The organism is Citrobacter sp. RHBSTW-00017 (assembly GCF_013797615.1).
In the GTDB taxonomy this organism is placed as follows: domain Bacteria; phylum Pseudomonadota; class Gammaproteobacteria; order Enterobacterales; family Enterobacteriaceae; genus Citrobacter; species Citrobacter braakii.
Genome location: NZ_CP056899.1, coordinates 3,895,439 through 3,913,681, shown reverse-complemented (window position 1 = coordinate 3,913,681; position 18,243 = coordinate 3,895,439). Strand labels below are relative to the sequence as shown.

Sequence of the window (18,243 nt, the reverse complement as noted above, 5' to 3'; positions counted from 1 at the left end):
TTGTTCTTTTTGTGCTGTGTCAGGTTACACTATGCCTTAGTGAGTACTCATGGAGGCTGCAATCATGTCACAGGCTAACCTCAGCGAAGTCCTGTTTAAACCCCGCTTCAAACACCCTGAAACGTCAACGCTGGTTCGTCGTTTTAATCACGGCGCGCAGCCGTCCGTACAATCGACCCTGGATGGCAAAACCATCCCGCACTGGTACCGCATGGTGAACCGCCTGATGTGGATCTGGCGTGGCGTCGATCCGCGCGAAATCCTCGAAGTGCAGGCACGTATCGTCATGAGCGAAGCCGAACGCACTGATAAAGAGCTCTACGACACGGTTATCGGCTATCGCGGCGGAAACTGGATTTACGAGTGGGCGAAGCAGGCGATGGACTGGCAACAGAAAGCCTCTATGGAAGAGGATCCGCAGGTGAGCGGACGCCACTGGCTGCATGCTTCCACGCTCTACAACATCGCCGCTTATCCGCACTTAAAAGGCGATGAGCTGGCAGAACAGGCGCAGGCTCTGGCCAATCGCGCCTATGAAGAGGCCGCACAGCGTCTGCCGGGCACGCTGCGTGAGATGGAATTTGCCGTTACCGGCGGCGCGCCGATTACCGGCTTCCTGCATATGCCAAAAGGCGACGGTCCGTTCCCGACGGTGCTGATGTGCGGTGGCCTCGATTCCATGCAAACGGATTATTACACTCTGTATGAGCGCTACTTTGCCCCGCGCGGTATTGCCATGCTGACGCTGGATATGCCGTCGGTCGGGTTCTCGTCAAAATGGAAACTGACCCAGGACTCCAGCCTGCTGCATCAGCACGTATTAAAAGCGCTGCCGAATGTTCCGTGGGTGGATCACACCCGTGTGGCGGCCTTCGGCTTCCGTTTTGGCGCCAACGTGGCGGTACGCCTGGCGTATCTGGAATCATCACGTCTGAAGGCGGTGGCCTGTTTGGGTCCGGTGGTTCATGCGCTGCTTAGCGACCCGCAGCGCCAGGCAAGCGTCCCGGAAATGTACCTTGACGTTCTGGCCAGTCGTTTAGGGATGCACGACGCATCCGATGAAGCGTTGCGCGTTGAGCTTAATCGCTATTCATTAAAAGTGCAGGGCCTGCTGGGCCGACGCTGCCCGACGCCAATGCTGTCGGGGTTCTGGAAAAACGATCCGTTTAGCCCGGAAGAGGAGTCGCGTTTAATCACATCTTCATCTTCTGACGGTAAGCTGCTGGAGATTCCATTCAACCCGGTGTATCGCAATTTTGACAAAGGGCTGCAGGAAATAACCGGTTGGATCAATCAGAGATTGTGTTAAAAGTTTGCTAAATTTTATCGATTTGGTAAAACAGGTGCTTCACCTAAGGAGATCGTAATGACGTTACCGAGTGGGCATCCGAAAAGTAGATTGATCAAGAAATTCACCGCGCTTGGCCCGTACATCCGGGAAGGGCAGTGCGAAGATAATCGGTTTTTTTTCGATTGTCTGGCTGTTTGCGTCAATGTGAAACCCGCCCCAGAGAAACGCGAGTTTTGGGGCTGGTGGATGGAACTGGAGGCGCAGGAAAAACGCTTCACGTACAGCTACCAGTTTGGCTTGTTCGATAAAGACGGGAACTGGACTGCGGTGCCGGTGAAAGAGACTGAAGTGGTAGAGCGACTGGAATACACCTTACGTGAATTTCATGAAAAATTACGTGGGTTGTTAACGTCGCTGAATCTGGCGCTGGAGCCTGCTGACGATTTTAACGATGAACCGGTTAAATTAACGGCATAATGAACAGTAAAATGCCGGATGGCGGCGCAACCCCATCCGGCATTTTTTTATGCTACATCAGAACTGATAAACCATACCGACAGCAACGATATCATCATTGTTGATGCCCAGTTTATTGTCGCTATCGAGCTGGTTGATTTTATAATCGACAAACGCGGACATATTTTTGTTGAAATAGTATGTTGCGCCAACGTCGATATAATTCACCAGATCCTCATTGCCTACGCCTTCAATATCTTTCCCTTTTGACAGCACATAACCCAGTGACGGACGCAGACCAAAGTCAAACTGGTACTGAACTACCGCTTCGAAGTTCTGTGTTTTATTAGCGAAGCCACCGGAAATTGGCGTCATATTGCGCGTTTCAGAATAGAACGTCGCAATATAAATATCGTTAGCATCATATTTTAAACCGGTTGCCCAGGCTTCTGCTTTATCGCCAGTCCCACGCGTTTGCAGATTCTGCTGGTTGGTACGATCGGAGTTGGTATACGCACCGCTCACCGCGAAATCGCTGCCGCCAAAGTCATAGGTAACGGAAGTACCAAAACCGTCGCCATTTTGTTTTTTCACATCGCGGTCCTGATTTTTCCCCTGGTATTGCAGGGTGAGATCCAGACCATCCACGACGCCGAAGAAGTCGGTGTTACGGTAGGTCGCCAGGCCGCTCGCGCGTTTGGTCATAAAGTTATCGGTCTGCGCGGAGGAGTCGCCGCCGAATTCCGGGAACATATCGGTCCACGCTTCCACGTCGTACAGCGCGCCGAGGTTACGACCGTAATCAAACGAGCCAAGGTTTTTTAATTTCAGACCGGCAAAGGCCAGACGGGTTTTTTGCTGGTTTGAGTCGCTTTCGGCTTTATTGCCGGCGAACTCTGCTTCCCAGCGGCCATATCCCGTCAGTTCATCGTTAATTTGCGTTTCGCCTTTAAAACCTAAACGGATATAGCTCTGGTCGCCGTCTTTGCTGTCATAATCCGTCATGTAATGCATGGCTTTTACTTTACCGTACAGGTCCAGTTTATTACCGTTCTTGTTATACACTTCCGCTGCCTGTATGGATGCCGACGCAGTAATACCCATCACCACTAATGCCAGAGTGCTCTTTTTCATTTTCATTCCTGATTAAAAGTACGCGCTAATATTCACTGGGTGTGATCCCCGTTAAAAGACAGGAGGGTTTTTAACGTCTGGTAATGAACGTTTTATGACAAAGTAAGAATATTTTTAAAAAAGGATGTTTTTTTGTTTCTGTAATAAATGCGTCAAAATCTGCCGCTACGCTTGCTGATCCTGCGCAATAAAATTTCATGCTTTGTGCGCTGGTTGTTGGCAACCGGGGCCAGTCCTGCTAAAACGTTCGTTTGATATCATTTTCCCCAATTTTGAATGGCAGAGAATCATGAGTGACAGCCAGACGCTGGTGGTAAAACTTGGCACCAGTGTGTTAACGGGCGGATCGCGCCGCCTGAACCGCGCCCATATCGTAGAACTGGTTCGCCAGTGCGCGCAGCTCCATGCCGCAGGGCATCGTATTGTTATCGTTACCTCGGGCGCGATTGCCGCCGGACGTGAGCATCTGGGTTACCCTGAGCTCCCGGCAACGATAGCCTCGAAACAGCTGTTGGCGGCGGTAGGGCAGAGCCGATTGATTCAACTGTGGGAACAGTTGTTCTCGATTTACGGTATTCACATCGGACAGATGCTGCTAACGCGTGCGGATATGGAAGACAGAGAGCGCTTCCTTAACGCCCGCGATACGCTACGCGCGCTGCTGGATAACAACATCGTTCCTGTCATTAATGAGAACGACGCCGTAGCGACCGCCGAAATTAAAGTCGGTGATAACGACAACCTTTCTGCGCTGGCGGCGATTCTGGCCGGGGCCGATAAGCTGCTGCTGCTGACCGATCAGCAAGGGCTGTTTACCGCCGATCCGCGCACCAACCCGCAGGCTGAGCTGATCAAAGACGTTCACGGTATTGATGATGCGCTGCGCGCCATTGCCGGTGATAGCGTCTCGGGTCTGGGAACCGGTGGTATGGGGACTAAACTGCAGGCCGCTGATGTTGCATGCCGCGCCGGGATTGACACCATTATTGCCGCAGGCAGCAAGCCGGGCGTAATTGGCGACGTGATGGAAGGCGTTTCCGTTGGGACGCGTTTCCATGCACAGGCCTCTCCGCTGGAGAACCGTAAACGCTGGATCTTCGGCGCAGCGCCAGCCGGGGAAATTACCGTTGATGAGGGGGCGACCGCAGCGATTCTGGAGCGTGGCAGTTCATTACTGCCAAAAGGCATTAAAAGCGTGACAGGCAACTTCTCTCGTGGTGAAGTGATCCGCATCTGCAATCTCGAAGGGCGCGATATTGCCCACGGCGTTACCCGCTATAACAGCGATGCGCTGCGCCGTATTGCCGGACATCACTCACAACAGATCGACACCATCCTGGGCTACGAATACGGTCCGGTTGCTGTCCATCGCGACGACATGATTACCCGTTAAGGAACAGGCATATGCTGGAACAAATGGGCATTGCTGCCAAAGCTGCGTCATACAAGCTGGCGCTGCTCTCCAGTCGCGAAAAAAACCGCGTACTGGAAACGATAGCTGATGAGCTGGAAGCGCAAACGGAAAGCATCCTCAGCGCGAACGTACAAGATGTTGAGCAAGCGCGAGCCAACGGCCTGAGCGAAGCGATGCTCGACCGCCTGGCGCTGACTCCGGCGCGTCTGAAAGCGATTGCCGACGATGTGCGTCAGGTATGTAATCTCGCCGACCCGGTCGGGCAGGTGATTGATGGCGGTCTGCTGGATAGCGGCCTGCGTCTCGAACGTCGTCGCGTTCCGCTGGGCGTGATTGGCGTGATTTATGAAGCGCGTCCAAATGTCACCGTTGACGTTGCTTCCCTGTGCCTGAAAACCGGTAATGCGGCGATCCTGCGCGGTGGGAAAGAGACGTACCGGACGAATGCGGCAACCGTGGCGGTTATCCAAAAGGCGCTGGAAGCCTGTGGTTTACCCGCCGCAGCCGTGCAGTCGATAGATAACCCGGACCGAGCGCTGGTCGCCGAAATGCTGCGTATGGATAAGTACATTGATATGCTGATCCCTCGCGGTGGCGCGGGTCTGCATAAGCTGTGCCGTGAGCAGTCGACTATCCCGGTCATCACCGGCGGCATTGGGGTTTGTCATATTTATGTTGATGATAGCGCGGAGATCGACCCGGCGCTGAAGATTATCGTCAACGCCAAAACCCAGCGTCCGAGCACCTGTAACACCGTAGAAACCCTGCTGGTGCATCAGGATATCGCTGCGCGTTTTCTGCCTGCGCTGAGCCAGCAGATGGCACAAAGCGGCGTCACGCTGCATGCCGACGACACCGCGCTGGCCACATTGCAGGCAGGGCCCGCTAACGTGGTTGCGGTGAAAGCCGAAGAGTATGACGACGAGTTTCTGTCGTTGGATCTGAACGTTAAAATCGTTACCGATCTGGACGATGCTATCACCCACATTCGCGAGCATGGGACCCAGCATTCCGATGCCATCCTGACGCGCACACTGCGTAACGCCGATCGTTTCGTGAATGAAGTGGACTCTTCTGCCGTGTACGTTAACGCCTCTACTCGTTTTACCGATGGCGGCCAATTCGGACTGGGGGCGGAAGTGGCTGTGAGTACGCAAAAACTGCACGCGCGTGGCCCAATGGGTCTGGAAGCACTGACCACCTATAAGTGGGTTGGCTTCGGTGACGACACGATTCGTGCGTAATTGAAAACGGGCGATGCCATAATAGGTCTATGATTTTCAGGTCTATTAAGGCATTGCCCGGTTAATTCTACCCTTTACCCCGCTACCGTATTTGTTTTCTATCCTGCGTTTTATCATCATCCGCATCAGTCTGGTTTTTACCCATGCGCTCCCTGGCGTTGAAAGACGACGTATCACAGAATTTTCCCTGCCAGCATGAATTTTCTGGGTCTGTAGCTCACGTATTGTTCCCATGGTTCGATCTATTAGAATCAGTCTCATTTTTATGAGGAGTTGTTGCGTGAAATCGGATATTCACAAACATAGCATTCCTGTTGTGCCGCTCGGTAACCCGTTTCCCCCCCGCCATTGTTCACTGTGTCCAAAGGGCGCGGCGATTGATCGTGATAATCAATACCGATTGATAGACAAAAGAAGGAAGTTTAAAGCGGGGGAGATACTCGCCCGGCAGGATGAAGCCGCAGACATGCTTTTTGTTATTCACGAGGGGTACTGCACGTCCAGCGTGGAATGTGGTGATAATGATTTTATCAGTCGCTTTTATTTTCCGGGAGACATCATGGCGCTGGATGCTGTTGAAGGGGGTAAGTATCTGACAACGATCAAGGCTGCAACGGCTGCGGAGGTATGTCATATCGATATTGCGCGGTTGTTCAAGGCAGCAGAAAAGGAGCCGTCGGTTGCAGCGGCAGTCATCAAGTTTCTCTGCAGGGACAATGGATTCATTGTTGAAAAACTACGGCGTTATGCCAATAAACATGCTGAGGCCAGAATCGCTGCTTTCCTCGTGGAGTTTTACGAAATGCATTTACGTATTGGCAGGCCAGAAACGACGCTTCGCTTGCCATTCTCGCGGGAGGAAATTGCCAGTTATCTCGATCTTAAAATTGAAACCGTTAGCCGCTCATTAAAATCCCTCGAACAACAAAAGTTGATTAGCTTACATCGGGTTCGTACGGTAACAATTAATAGTTACTTGGGGTTAAAAGGTTTCAGCTAACGCTATCTTTGCCGTGTGTTATTTATCTCTTGATATTCCAGGAATATTCGTTTTATATGGAAAATTCCTGGTTTTATTTATGTGAAATAATTATCAATTCGAATAATAATCCTACAGGTCAGCGCTATTTTTATAAGAATATTCCCCCATAACTAAATATTTCATGAGAATTTTCTTGTGAAGTTAAAAAATTAGCATAATTGCAACAAATAATAAGCATTATAGAGAGAATATGGAGATGTTAATTATCTTTATGTTTTGTAAGGGTTTTGCTCTGGTGTTATTTGTATGATCTTTTTGATATTTATCAAAAACATAAAAAAGATGAATTGTTTGATTTTGCTTATCTGGGTGGGTAATGATTCTGAAAATGGATGTGTTTTAAGTGATTGTGTCTTAGGAAACTTCTTAGGCAATGTTTTTTACGGGAAAATTCTTAGTTTTTTGTAATTTTTGCGTTTCAGGGTTTGTTGAGATGTTACTTAATTCAAATGATAATTTTTTGGCGCGGCAATTCTGGCTCGCAATTAATGGAACCGCTGGAGTGACTTAATAATAAGACTCGGTGGTGAGTTTGTTCTTAGGAGAAGATAAAATGAAAAAATTATTATTAGTAACCTCTCTGGCTTCTGTATTTGTTGCAGCAAATGCAATGGCAGATGTTACTGCTTCTGCAACTGCCTCGTGGGACGCGACGGCAACAAAAGATACCACCAGCATGTTGGTTGTCACCCCGCTGAACTCTTTAACTTTCCAGTATGCTGAAGGGCTGAATGCCTTCAACTCTCAGGACGGTGCTTTTGATGTGACGATTCAGGGTCAGGAGACGGCAACTGATTTTGAGCTGACTGCTCAGATTATTAGCAACACTCTGACCAACGCCAGTGGTGATGCTTCTACCCTGAACGTAGGGGTGGCATGGAATGGCACGGCACTGACTAATTCATCAGATACTGTCCTTGTTAACTCCAGCTCTACTTCTGGTCTTGAAAGCCTGATGGCAGATGGCGCTTATAACGGTGCCGCTCGTGTCAGCGATCAATCCAACTTCAAATTCACCATCGCGTCAGCGACTTCTGATGGTAGTCAGACAGTAGCAGATTACTCTGCACTGCCAGACGGCTATTGGACTGGCGATGTAAAAGTACAGTTCAATGCAACCTGGACGACTCCGTCTGCCTAAGTAATAAAAAATTCGGGAGAATTTGTTCTCCCGAATTTATCAGGAATGGTGTCATGAAAAAATATTTACCGGCAGCGATGTTGGTAGGGTTAGTAGCATCTTTTCCCGGATGGGCAATTAATGTTGGTGAAATTACATCGATCATGACTTCTGCTGAGAGTTCATTATCGAAAGAAATTATCAATACGACAGATGCGGCGCGTTATGTCAGTGTTTCGGTAAAACAATTGTCATCACCTTTGGCCGGGGGAATCGAAATAAAGCCCGTTAATTCCGGAGAATTACTCTCTACACCTGCCAATCTTATTCTTCCTGGCCAGGCGAAGGATGTTTTTCGTTTCTTTTATAAAGGACCTGCAGATGATATCGAACGTTATTATCGTCTGCAATGGATAGATGAGCCGGTCACCGAGAGCGCGGAAACCCGGGCGAATAAAATGGCTGTTGCAACAGCGTCGGCTGAAATTGGCACTATTCTGGTAGTCGCGCCGCGCAAGGAACGTTTTGAATATAGCCGAAATGGCGATGTTATTACCAATACCGGCAATGTTTCATTTCGTGTGATCGCTTATGGGGCTTGTAAAGATAAGGCTCGCGAGCGGGGACGAGGCTGTCGCGAACGTTATTACATTATGCCGGGTACAAAAATAAAATTACAGTTTACCGACATTAGTAATAGCCGTTCACGCATCGGTATCTGGCACGGTAAGCAGTTTATTACAGTGAAGTGATGGTCAATAGCAGCCATCTGTACGGGATAAATAAAATTACCGGAATGTAAGGATGCATATGACAACAACAAATATTGTCGGCGGTAGCATTTGTCTTTTTATTGCGCTGACACCAGGATTTTCACATGCAGCCCCAGTAAAAGTGGGTAATTACGTTATTCCCAGCGCTTTCGCCCGTTCACTGGAGCAGGGAATGACGGTGCCGGTATATATTCGTTACAACGAGACTGACGAGAAAAGTCAGCAAAAAGTTGCCGATGCGGTGATTTCCCTTGTTGATGGCAATATTACAGTTAAAGCCCTGACTCTTGCTGAATTGCCCAATAATGCCGTGTTATCTGGAAAAACCCGCGCGTTGGTGGAAAAAATTCGTGATGTGAAGTTTCACGATAACACCAATATCGAGCTATCGGATGATGCACGCCTGCAACTCAACGTCTCCTCATTTCACCTGGAGATGATTGTCAGCAAAGATGCGTTAACTGAAGCGATTGTCGCACGCAGCAGCCTGCTTGGACCTTCCAGCGTGGAGACTCTCTCTAACGTCCTGAACTATAACTTTGGCACCTACTACAACGATTATCATAACGGCAGCAGTACCCGCAGCTATCTGACGATGGACAATACAACATCGCTGCGTGAACACCATGTCAACATTAACGGTTCGTTTTACGGCATAGGCGACAGCAACAGCACCAGTAAACTCTATCGCGCGATGTATGAGCGTGATTATGACGGATATCGACTGGCGCTCGGGATGCTCGACACTTGGAATGTCCAGTCTATTGCCAGCCTGAATGCGCTGAATGGTGGGAAAATTTACGGCGTAAGCTACGGAAACAAAGGAAGTACGGTTGTTGAGAATACCTCGCTTTCGCTCACGCCAATTACCGTATTTTTGCCAGCCGCTGGCGAGGTTCATGTATTTCGTGACGGGCGTTTGCTCAGCGTACAGAACTTTAATATGGGCAGTTATGAAATTGATACCAGTCGTTTTCCGTATGGTGTTTATGATGTCACGGTAGATATCGTGGTCAATGGCCGGACAATTAATAGTCGTATTAGTCGGGTTAATAAAATCTTTGCCCGCCAGCAGGCAGCTGGAATTGATCAGCTCTCATGGCAACTGTTTGGTGGCTCACTGGATTATGACCGTGTGAGCTATAAGCGAAACCACTATCAGGATTTAGGCAATGAGCAGACCTGGATTGCCGGCGGTGCCGCATCGGTGACGTTGGCGATATTGTCGGGGCTGGGCCTGAAATCTACGCTCTACGGTTTTGGCAACAATACGGTTAATGAAACGGATGTCACACTCAATGTGAATGAATACGTAAGCATTGGCAATCAGACGCTGGTAGCTAACGATTCGTCATGGCGAAACATCAGTAATATCAATCTCAATATCCCCGAGGGATATGGTTCTCTTTGGGCATCTCGTGAAGACAGTAAAATTGGCGACCGTCTGCCCATGCAGGAGCGTAACAATTATTCCATTGGTGGCACTCTTAACCTCGGGAAGTTTATTCCTCATGGCGGCTCGCTTACCGTGAGTCAGACGGAGAATCGCTACTCGGGAAATAAATACCGTAACCTGGACTACAGCACGAACCTTTATTCAGGCAAGTATGCCACGGTTGGGTTGCGCGCAGGTATTCAGCGTTATTACTACAACAACCGGAATGACGATGGGCGACAGGAACGTTATGTCAGCCTGGATTTATCGTTGCCGTTGGCGTCCTGGATGAGCATGGGCGTCTCCCGGGATCGCTATGGCAGCACTCAGGGTAATCTCAGCGCGCGCAAGCAGTATGCTGAAGGCCCCATTAAATCGGTCGGATTGTCGGCTTCGACACGCCTGAGTGGCGAGCAGTATTACGACAATAATTACTCGGTAAACGGCAATCTGAGTTATGACACGAAATATAACGCCGGCACCGTATCGGTAACGCGTTCTGCGGACAACTCCACCAATATGAACTTCTCTTCTCAAGGTTCCCTGGCGTGGGCAGGAAAAGATTTCGGTCTGAGTAAAGAGAGGCAAAGGTCAGGCATTATTGTGAAAACCGATTTGACCGGCGAAGGGAAACTGGCTGCGAAGATTAATAACCGAAATTATCTTCTCAGCGGTAAATCAAATTTCATTGCACTGCCGCCTTATGCTCAGTATAAGCTGGAGATCCTCAATGATAAAAACTCTGAAGACAGCTTTGATATTGTTTCAGGGCGCAAACAGGAACTGACGCTATATCCGGGTAACGTGGGTGTTATCAACCCTGAAGTGAAAAGTATGGTCACCGTATTCGGGCGTATTCGTTATCCCGATGGGCAGTTGGCTGCAAACACCGATATTCATAATCACATCGGTAAAACGCGTACGGATGAAAAAGGGGAGTTTGCTATCGATATCGATAAGAAATATCCGGTCATCACGTTAATTTCAGCCAATGGCAGCATATGCGAAGCCGATCTCGATTTGGAAAAAGCACGCGGCGCAGCGTGGGTTGGTGATGTGAAATGTGCCACGCAAACCACGATGGCGCAGAGGTAATAAAATGAAAGTATTAATTAAATTAGCTACTGTAATCTGTGCTGTGGGGAGTTTTGCGCCTGCGCCTGCGTTGGCTTTGAATGCAATATCTTCGGGCTCAGTCAGTAATAACTATTTGTTTATTGAAAATGCCATTGATAGTGAATACTTTATTACCCCCTCGGCACTCGATCCGCGTTTCAGCGGGTCAAACACGTGGATAAAATACGGTACTTCTCAGGTGAGTCTCGGGTATTTAGGTTTTGTCGGCTGGACTGCGCCAGGAAATTATTATCAGGACATGTGGATTGATAATTCCCCGATTAACGGCCCTTTTCGGGGGATCCGTTGTTATAGCGGCAGCCAGTGTCCATCAACTGGGTTTATCGCCGGGCAAGGCACTGACAATAACGGTTTTTATCATGCGCAGGTAGGATCTGTCGCTGGCGTTATTGGTGGCGCCTACGGATTCGCTTCCCTGACGGATACTGCCTATGAGTACTTTCGCAATGTGCCTACCGGTAGCAGCGAAACCTATGTGTTCAACCGTTGTTATACTTCCGTGAATTATGATTATTCTTCCGGGCAACGCTGCAAAGATCAATCAACAGGATTATGGAATTACGTCAATTATACGTTAACCAAACGCGGTCATCTGTCACTGGTATCGACTAATGCATTTCAGGAACTTTGGGTTGCCAGCGATGGTACGCCGAGCATCACCAAAGACTCTGGTTATTGTGAGCTTGGCGTGGTGGGCGGTGCTGACGGCGTGATTTGCAAAATGGTGAGTTATAACCTGCAACAAACCGCCAATCTGACCGCCTCCCTGACGTTTCGCGCTTATGTCGACACGGCGATGCTTGGTTTTACGCCTGGACCGGCCACCGTGAGATACTCCGGGAATGGTTCAAACTGGTATAACTATGGTACTTCAACTGCTTATTACAACGTTTTCACGACCTCTGGAGAGTACATATATATTTTTCTGTCAAAAGCATTCCTGAAAAATCTCGTCGATTCAGGAATCAGCATTACTAACAGTCAACCGTTTACCTTCGGTTTTTATAATGGCTTAACACCAGAGTCAGGGCACTACCAGTTTACGCCTTCGCTACAGCTCAATATTGTGCCGAAGGAGTATGGGATCAGTATCGTCTCTTCAGATAACACCGCTTCTGCGAGCGGCAGTGGCACGATTGGCGACGCCGCTCCTATAGAAATGGATTACACCGTGACAGTCTCCGGTCCTCGTCAGGCTGATAGCATTACCGCGCAAGTTATCGGGGAAAGTACGACGATAAACAGTGTGCCTTACTGTCTGTTTACCTCCCCTCAAGGCGGGCTGTCAGTCCCAATCCCTGCCTTTCTGCAGTACAACAGTCAGTCGGGGGGCGTGGTACAGAAACGAAATAGCTGTAGTGAAGCAGCAATTAATATGAGCGATGCGCAGTGGCGACAGACGCCCTGGGACGCAAATAACAATGATGATGGAAGCTATTATGCTACTGATTTGAAATTGCTTTTCCCAATGAATGATTCACGTTCGATGTTAACTGTTTCCGGTACAGATTGGGAAGGTGTCGTCAGTGCCAGTGGAGAGATAAAAGTCACGGCGAATTGGGTGGGAGTGACGCCATGAACCGCTGCCGTTTGGTGCTTAGATGGGTATTTATATTACTTTCCGGGCTGACTGTATTCTCCGCACAGGCTGTCTACCTGGAGTCGACCATTTATGAGATGCCATCGGATAAATCATTTATCAGCAAACGGATCTATAACGATAGCCAGAAACAGAATTTGTACAGTATTGGCGCAGTAAAAATTGATAAGCCGGGACCGGGAGGTGAAAACAGAAGTGCCATTGCTGAAGGCGAACTTTTGTTTACGCCACTGAATTTTTCACTGGCTCCGCAGGCGAGTGAGTTTTTTAAGATTTTCTACCGTGGACCGCAGGATGATAAAGAACGCTATTGTAGATTCAATTGGTCAACGCAACAGTTATGTGAAAACATGGGGTTGCGGAGGTTTTTTGAATGAGACGAACATTTACAGCAGAGGAAAAAGCCTCTGTTTTTGAACTATGGAAGAACGGAACAGGCTTCAGTGAAATAGCGAATATCCTGGGTTCAAAACCCGGAACGATCTTCACTATGTTAAGGGATACTGGCGGCATAAAACCCCATGAGCGTAAGCGGGCTGTAGCTCACCTGACACTGTCTGAGCGCGAGGAGATACGAGCTGGTTTGTCAGCCAAAATGAGCATTCGTGCGATAGCTACTGCGCTGAATCGCAGTCCTTCGACGATCTCACGTGAAGTTCAGCGTAATCGGGGCAGACGCTATTACAAAGCTGTTGATGCTAATAACCGAGCCAACAGAATGGCGAAAAGGCCAAAACCGTGCTTACTGGATCAAAATTTACCATTGCGAAAGCTTGTTCTGGAAAAGCTGGAGATGAAATGGTCTCCAGAGCAAATATCAGGATGGTTAAGGCGAACAAAACCACGTCAAAAAACGCTGCGAATATCACCTGAGACAATTTATAAAACGCTGTACTTTCGTAGCCGTGAAGCGCTACACCACCTGAATATACAGCATCTGCGACGGTCGCATAGCCTTCGCCATGGCAGGCGTCATACCCGCAAAGGCGAAAGAGGTACGATTAACATAGTGAACGGAACACCAATTCACGAACGTTCCCGAAATATCGATAACAGACGCTCTCTGGGGCATTGGGAGGGCGATTTAGTCTCAGGTACAAAAAACTCTCATATAGCCACACTTGTAGACCGAAAATCACGTTATACGATCATCCTTAGACTCAGGGGCAAAGATTCTGTCTCAGTAAATCAGGCTCTTACCGACAAATTCCTGAGTTTACCGTCAGAACTCAGAAAATCACTGACATGGGACAGAGGAATGGAACTGGCCAGACATCTAGAATTTACTGTCAGCACCGGCGTTAAAGTTTACTTCTGCGATCCTCAGAGTCCTTGGCAGCGGGGAACAAATGAGAACACAAATGGGCTAATTCGGCAGTACTTTCCTAAAAAGACATGTCTTGCCCAATATACTCAACATGAACTAGATCTGGTTGCTGCTCAGCTAAACAACAGACCGAGAAAGACACTGAAGTTCAAAACACCGAAAGAGATAATTGAAAGGGGTGTTGCATTGACAGATTGAATCTACAACCGCGCTCTTGATGTCAGACTCCCTGAACAGTTCTCGATAATCGGGAAACTCAGAGCGCATTATCCTGTGGCCACACTCTGCCATGTGTTCGGGGTTCATCGCAGCAGCTACAGATACTGGAAAAACCGTCCTGAAAAACCAGACGGCAGACGGGCTGTATTACGCAGTCAGGTACTTGAGCTACATGGCATCAGCCACGGTTCGGCCGGAGGAAGAAGCATTGCCACAATGGCAACCCGGAGAGGCTACCAGATGGGACGCTGGCTTGCTGGCAGGCTCATGAAAGAGCTGGGGCTGGTCAGCTGTCAGCAGCCGACTCACCGGTATAAACGTGGTGGTCATGAACATGTTGCTATCCCTAACTACCTTGAACGGCAGTTCGCCGTGACCGAGCCAAATCAGGTGTGGTGCGGTGATGTGACCTATAGTGTGCCCGGAGTTCAGGGCGGGCATGGATGCTTAAATGAACCGCGAGTCTGTCTGGAATATTGAACCGGTAACTCACGATGAGAAACCCAACAATCCCACCGGGTGTGACGGTGGAGAACCTGAGCGGCAGTGACCTGCGGCATGCCCGCAGGGTGATGTAACCCGCTGACAACGGGGATTGAGGCGAGATCACTAAGCCGAGATGATCCTCAAGGTTAAGTACTGAAAGGCTGAAGAACATGAACCCGTTAATCCGCCTCTGTGGGTTGAAAACGTCACCACGGCCTACGTGATCTGACAGGCCGTGCAGGAGGAACTGGCAGTGATACGTAAGCACTGCCGGTCGAAGGTGTTTTGACATGTATGCGAAACACCGGGGCAGCAGCGTCTATCACGCTTGCGTTGCTGACCTCTGCCAACTTGCGGCAAGCAAGGATAAAGAGTGCGACGGGCAGCCTCCTCAGTATGCCTGAGTCCAGGCAGGTAAACCGGGGAAGGTCAGCGACGGATGTTAAGGGGGCATGGCTCCGATGACGCGCTGGCTGGCGGAGCTTCCGTAGTAGTCCGCGATGGGGAAAGCCCATTACATGGCGAAGGGAAGCAGTTTGAATGTGTTTGCGACGTGAATTAACTGACCTAACGAGGTGAAGACCTTTGATAATCAGCGAAATGCAACGCAAGCTTGCCACATGGGCAGTCACCGATCCGTCCCTACGGATTCAACGGCTGCTGCGTCTGATAACACAACCAGAATGGCTGGCTGAAGCGGCGCGGATCACGCTTTCATCAAAGGGGGCCCATACCCCCGGCGTTGATGGCGTGAACAAAACAATGCTACAGGCCAGACTGGCTGTTGAGCTGCAAATCCTCAGGGATGAATTACTCTCAGGCCACTACCAGCCCTTGCCCGCCAGACGGGTTTACATCCCTAAAAGCAACGGCAAACTGCGACCACTGGGTATCCCCGCGTTGCGGGATCGTATTGTTCAGCGGGCCATGCTGATGGCGATGGAGCCGATATGGGAGAGTGATTTTCATACGCTCTCATATGGCTTCCGGCCTGAGCGCAGTGTCCACCACGCGATCCGCACGGTGAAATTACAGCTCACAGACTGTGGTGAAACCCGGGGACGCTGGGTGATTGAAGGCGACCTGTCCAGTTACTTCGACACCGTACATCATCGACTGCTGATGAAGGCTGTACGCCGCAGGATCAGTGACGCACGTTTCATGACTCTGCTGTGGAAAACCATCAAGGCGGGACATATCGATGTCGGTCTCTTTCGGGCGGCCAGTGAAGGTGTGCCACAGGGCGGTGTTATATCGCCGCTATTATCGAACATCATGCTGAATGAGTTCGATCAATACCTGCATGAGCGCTACCTGAGCGGGAAAGCCAGAAAAGATCGGTGGTACTGGAATAACAGTATCCAACGGGGCCGAAGTACGGCGGTCAGAGAAAACTGGCAGTGGAAACCCGCGGTGGCGTACTGCCGCTATGCCGATGATTTTGTCCTCATCGTCAAAGGCACCAAAGCACAGGCGGAAGCCATCAGGGAGGAGTGTCGGGGTGTGCTCGAAGGCAGTCTGAAACTCAGGCTGAACATGGATAAGACTAAAATCACCCATGTTAATGACGGCTTTATCTTTCTGGGGCACAGGATCATTCGCAAACGCAGTCGTTATGGCGAGATGCGAGTGGTCTCAACGATCCCGCAGGAGAAAGCCAGAAACTTCGCCGCATCGCTGACAGCACTGTTATCAGGCAACTACAGTGAAAGCAAAGTCGATATGGCTGAACAACTCAACCGAAAACTGAAAGGCTGGGCCATGTTCTATCAGTTCGTTGATTTTAAGGCCAAAGTCTTCAGTTATATCGACCGTGTCGTGTTCTGGAAGCTGGCTCACTGGCTGGCCCGCAAATACCGTACAGGTATCGCTTCCCTGATGAGGTGGTGGTGTAAATCACCGAAACCGGGTCAGAGCAAAACGTGGGTTTTATTTGGTAAAACCAATCACGGCAAGCTCAGCGGCGAAATACTGTACCGGTTGGTGGGGCAAGGCAAGAAGCTGTTCCGCTGGCGGCTACCCGAAGGTAATCCCTATCTGAGGACGGAGACCAGAAACACGTATACATCGCGCTTTACAGAAGTGGCAATGGCGTTCGCCAGCATTTAAATGGAGAGCCGGATGCGCTGAAAGGTGCACGTCCGGTTCGGGGAGGAGAGGCAGGGAAATAGTCCGACTACGCCCTGCCTCTTACTCTACTCTGGACAGGCAAGCGTTGGGCTTACCTTGCTGTTGTTCTCGATCTGTTCGCAAGGAAACCTGAGGGTTGGGCAATGTCATTCTCACCGGACAGCAAGCTGACATCAAAGCGCTGGAAATTGCGTGGGAAGCTTGCGGTAAACCCGCCGGAGTGATGTTCCACAGTGACAGTAATAATGCCGGTGTCAGTCTTTACCACCACTCAGTTTGCCGTTTAACCCGATTGGTGTGATTACTGATGCAGTGAAGACCTTTCCGCATCACATCACTACAAATATTGATTTTTGATTGTTGGATTCGCACCAGATTTCACCTCTGTAGGGTATTCAAAAATGCTCAGTTATTACTGATGCCTAAACTGCAGCGTTGCGGGCAGGTAGCGTTGTAGCGTTTCGGGCGTATCGCCCTCGATCAATTGGCTTATCAGATCATAGCAGTGCCAGGCCAACTGGCGGTTATCCTGCTGTACGGTATCGATACGCAGCGACAGCGAATCATAAAGATAGTGATCGTCAAAGCTCGTCAGATGGATATCTGAGTCGAGTAAATGGTGCTGGCTCATATAGCGCAGTACCCCTTCGAGCAGTCCACAGGCGGCAGTGAACAGCGCCTTAGGCGGCCGCCCAAGTCGCGCGCAGAGTGCGGCGAACATCTCATAGCCTGAGCTCGGGTGGTAGTTACCGTTAATCACCCATTCCGGGCGCAGTGCAATACCCGCCTGAGCCAAACCCTGCGTGAAGCCGGTCAGACGATCGCGTGAAGGCGACAGACGCGACTGACCGCCTAAAAACCAGAACTCATCGCTATGCTTAGGTGCAATGCGGGAAATCAGTTCCGCCGTTGGGGTAATCGAATCAGTCATCACCAGCGGCAGCAGGCTTTCATTAGGACAACGGTCAAACAGCACTACTGGCAGTTGTTGGCTGAGCTTAAGATAGTCGGCATCGTTGTGCATACATGAAGCGACGATCAGACCGTCAACCTGGCGGGAAATCATGTTATTGACCACCACGCTCTCCTGACCGGGGTTTTCATCAGTACAAGAGATCAATAGCTGGACGCCTGCTTCGCGGCACAGCATTTCCAGCTCATGTGAAAAGACCGCAAAGCCGTGGTTGGTGATCTCCGGCACCACCAGTCCGATGGTGTGGCTGCGGTTGTCGCGCAGCGAGCGGGCGTGAATGCTTGGCTGATAGTGCTGCTCACGGGCAATCGCCAGTACTCGCTCACGCGTTTCCTGCGCCACACGCAGCTCCTTACCACGACCGTTCAGTACTAGGCTGGCGGTCGCTTTTGAGACGCCAGCCTGTTCGGCGATATCTTTAATGGTTACGCGTTTAGTTTTCATTACGACGCCATGAGCTTG

Annotated in this window: 13 protein-coding genes and 3 pseudogenes; 14 read left to right on the top strand and 2 right to left on the bottom strand. The window is 49.9% G+C overall.

Annotated elements, in window-relative coordinates; genetic code table 11:
• Positions 1-64 precede the first annotated feature (64 nt).
• Together frsA and crl are read left to right on the top strand one after the other, a co-directional pair.
• Positions 65-1,309 carry an esterase FrsA gene (gene frsA, locus HV037_RS18940; RefSeq protein ID WP_016155767.1) on the top strand — a complete coding sequence of 415 codons (1,245 nt, stop codon included), beginning with the start codon at positions 65-67 and terminating at the stop codon, positions 1,307-1,309.
• Between the two features lie 57 nt (positions 1,310-1,366).
• A complete protein-coding gene (crl, locus tag HV037_RS18935) occupies positions 1,367-1,768 on the top strand; it encodes a sigma factor-binding protein Crl (RefSeq protein WP_016151866.1) in 402 nt (133 codons plus the stop codon).
• A 57-nt stretch (positions 1,769-1,825) separates the two neighbouring features.
• On the opposite strand, the gene phoE is transcribed toward crl, so the two are convergent.
• Positions 1,826-2,881 (bottom strand): phosphoporin PhoE, encoded by a 1,056-nt coding sequence (gene phoE / locus HV037_RS18930; protein WP_075846726.1) that lies wholly within the window; start codon positions 2,879-2,881, stop codon positions 1,826-1,828.
• Positions 2,882-3,170: 289 nt separating this feature from the next.
• Between phoE and proB the strand changes: the two genes are divergently transcribed.
• From proB to HV037_RS24680, 12 genes and pseudogenes are all read left to right on the top strand, one after another.
• Positions 3,171-4,274 carry a glutamate 5-kinase gene (gene proB / locus HV037_RS18925; RefSeq protein WP_103283506.1) on the top strand — a complete coding sequence of 368 codons (1,104 nt, stop codon included), beginning with the start codon at positions 3,171-3,173 and terminating at the stop codon, positions 4,272-4,274.
• Between the two features lie 11 nt (positions 4,275-4,285).
• Positions 4,286-5,539, top strand: a complete 1,254-nt coding sequence (gene proA, locus HV037_RS18920) for a glutamate-5-semialdehyde dehydrogenase (RefSeq protein WP_016151868.1) — start codon at positions 4,286-4,288, stop codon at positions 5,537-5,539.
• Positions 5,540-5,819: 280 nt separating this feature from the next.
• Entirely contained in the window at positions 5,820-6,539 is a 720-nt protein-coding gene (locus HV037_RS18915; RefSeq protein ID WP_103283507.1) for a Crp/Fnr family transcriptional regulator, read from the top strand.
• Positions 6,540-7,134: 595 nt separating this feature from the next.
• Complete coding sequence (locus HV037_RS18910) at positions 7,135-7,722, top strand: common pilus major fimbrillin subunit EcpA (RefSeq protein WP_016151870.1); 588 nt, start codon at positions 7,135-7,137, stop codon at positions 7,720-7,722.
• A gap of 53 nt (positions 7,723-7,775) precedes the next feature.
• On the top strand, positions 7,776-8,453 hold the full coding sequence (locus tag HV037_RS18905; RefSeq protein WP_094761451.1) for a hypothetical protein: 678 nt from the start codon (positions 7,776-7,778) through the stop codon (positions 8,451-8,453).
• 58 nt (positions 8,454-8,511) lie between these two features.
• Positions 8,512-11,004 carry a CS1-pili formation C-terminal domain-containing protein gene (locus tag HV037_RS18900; protein WP_103284444.1) on the top strand — a complete coding sequence of 831 codons (2,493 nt, stop codon included), beginning with the start codon at positions 8,512-8,514 and terminating at the stop codon, positions 11,002-11,004.
• A 4-nt stretch (positions 11,005-11,008) separates the two neighbouring features.
• Positions 11,009-12,625, top strand: coding sequence for a fimbrial protein (locus HV037_RS18895; RefSeq protein ID WP_103283508.1), 1,617 nt, complete (start codon positions 11,009-11,011; stop codon positions 12,623-12,625).
• Positions 12,622-12,957: pseudogene (locus tag HV037_RS18890) on the top strand (molecular chaperone); the annotation flags it as partial. The gene HV037_RS18895 and the pseudogene HV037_RS18890, both read left to right, overlap by 4 nt.
• Before the next feature lie 62 nt (positions 12,958-13,019).
• The gene (locus HV037_RS18885) at positions 13,020-14,171 is read left to right on the top strand and encodes an IS30-like element IS30 family transposase (protein ID WP_001254932.1); all 1,152 of its coding nucleotides are present in this window, start codon (positions 13,020-13,022) and stop codon (positions 14,169-14,171) included.
• A gap of 9 nt (positions 14,172-14,180) precedes the next feature.
• Positions 14,181-14,606, top strand: a pseudogene (locus tag HV037_RS18880) (IS3 family transposase); the annotation flags it as partial.
• A gap of 672 nt (positions 14,607-15,278) precedes the next feature.
• Positions 15,279-16,787 (top strand): group II intron reverse transcriptase/maturase, encoded by a 1,509-nt coding sequence (gene ltrA, locus HV037_RS18875; protein WP_001189123.1) that lies wholly within the window; start codon positions 15,279-15,281, stop codon positions 16,785-16,787.
• An 80-nt stretch (positions 16,788-16,867) separates the two neighbouring features.
• Positions 16,868-17,046: pseudogene (locus HV037_RS24680) on the top strand (DDE-type integrase/transposase/recombinase); the annotation flags it as partial.
• 174 nt (positions 17,047-17,220) lie between these two features.
• Here HV037_RS24680 and HV037_RS18865 read toward each other — a convergent pair.
• Entirely contained in the window at positions 17,221-18,225 is a 1,005-nt protein-coding gene (locus HV037_RS18865; RefSeq protein WP_003029591.1) for a LacI family DNA-binding transcriptional regulator, read from the bottom strand.
• Between the last annotated feature and the right edge of the window lie 18 nt (positions 18,226-18,243).

Bases quoted from the DNA above. Each gene is read 5' to 3' on its own strand.
- HV037_RS18900 (WP_103284444.1), top strand. From the start codon at position 8,512: ATGACAACAACAAATATTGTCGGCGGTAGCATTTGTCTTTTTATTGCG.
- crl (WP_016151866.1), top strand. From the start codon at position 1,367: ATGACGTTACCGAGTGGGCATCCGAAAAGTAGATTGATCAAGAAATTC.
- proA (WP_016151868.1), top strand. From the start codon at position 4,286: ATGCTGGAACAAATGGGCATTGCTGCCAAAGCTGCGTCATACAAGCTG.
- HV037_RS18895 (WP_103283508.1), top strand. From the start codon at position 11,009: ATGAAAGTATTAATTAAATTAGCTACTGTAATCTGTGCTGTGGGGAGT.
- phoE (WP_075846726.1), bottom strand. From the start codon at position 2,881: ATGAAAAAGAGCACTCTGGCATTAGTGGTGATGGGTATTACTGCGTCG.
- proB (WP_103283506.1), top strand. From the start codon at position 3,171: ATGAGTGACAGCCAGACGCTGGTGGTAAAACTTGGCACCAGTGTGTTA.
- HV037_RS18905 (WP_094761451.1), top strand. From the start codon at position 7,776: ATGAAAAAATATTTACCGGCAGCGATGTTGGTAGGGTTAGTAGCATCT.
- ltrA (WP_001189123.1), top strand. From the start codon at position 15,279: ATGCAACGCAAGCTTGCCACATGGGCAGTCACCGATCCGTCCCTACGG.
- HV037_RS18885 (WP_001254932.1), top strand. From the start codon at position 13,020: ATGAGACGAACATTTACAGCAGAGGAAAAAGCCTCTGTTTTTGAACTA.
- HV037_RS18910 (WP_016151870.1), top strand. From the start codon at position 7,135: ATGAAAAAATTATTATTAGTAACCTCTCTGGCTTCTGTATTTGTTGCA.
- HV037_RS18865 (WP_003029591.1), bottom strand. From the start codon at position 18,225: ATGAAAACTAAACGCGTAACCATTAAAGATATCGCCGAACAGGCTGGC.
- frsA (WP_016155767.1), top strand. From the start codon at position 65: ATGTCACAGGCTAACCTCAGCGAAGTCCTGTTTAAACCCCGCTTCAAA.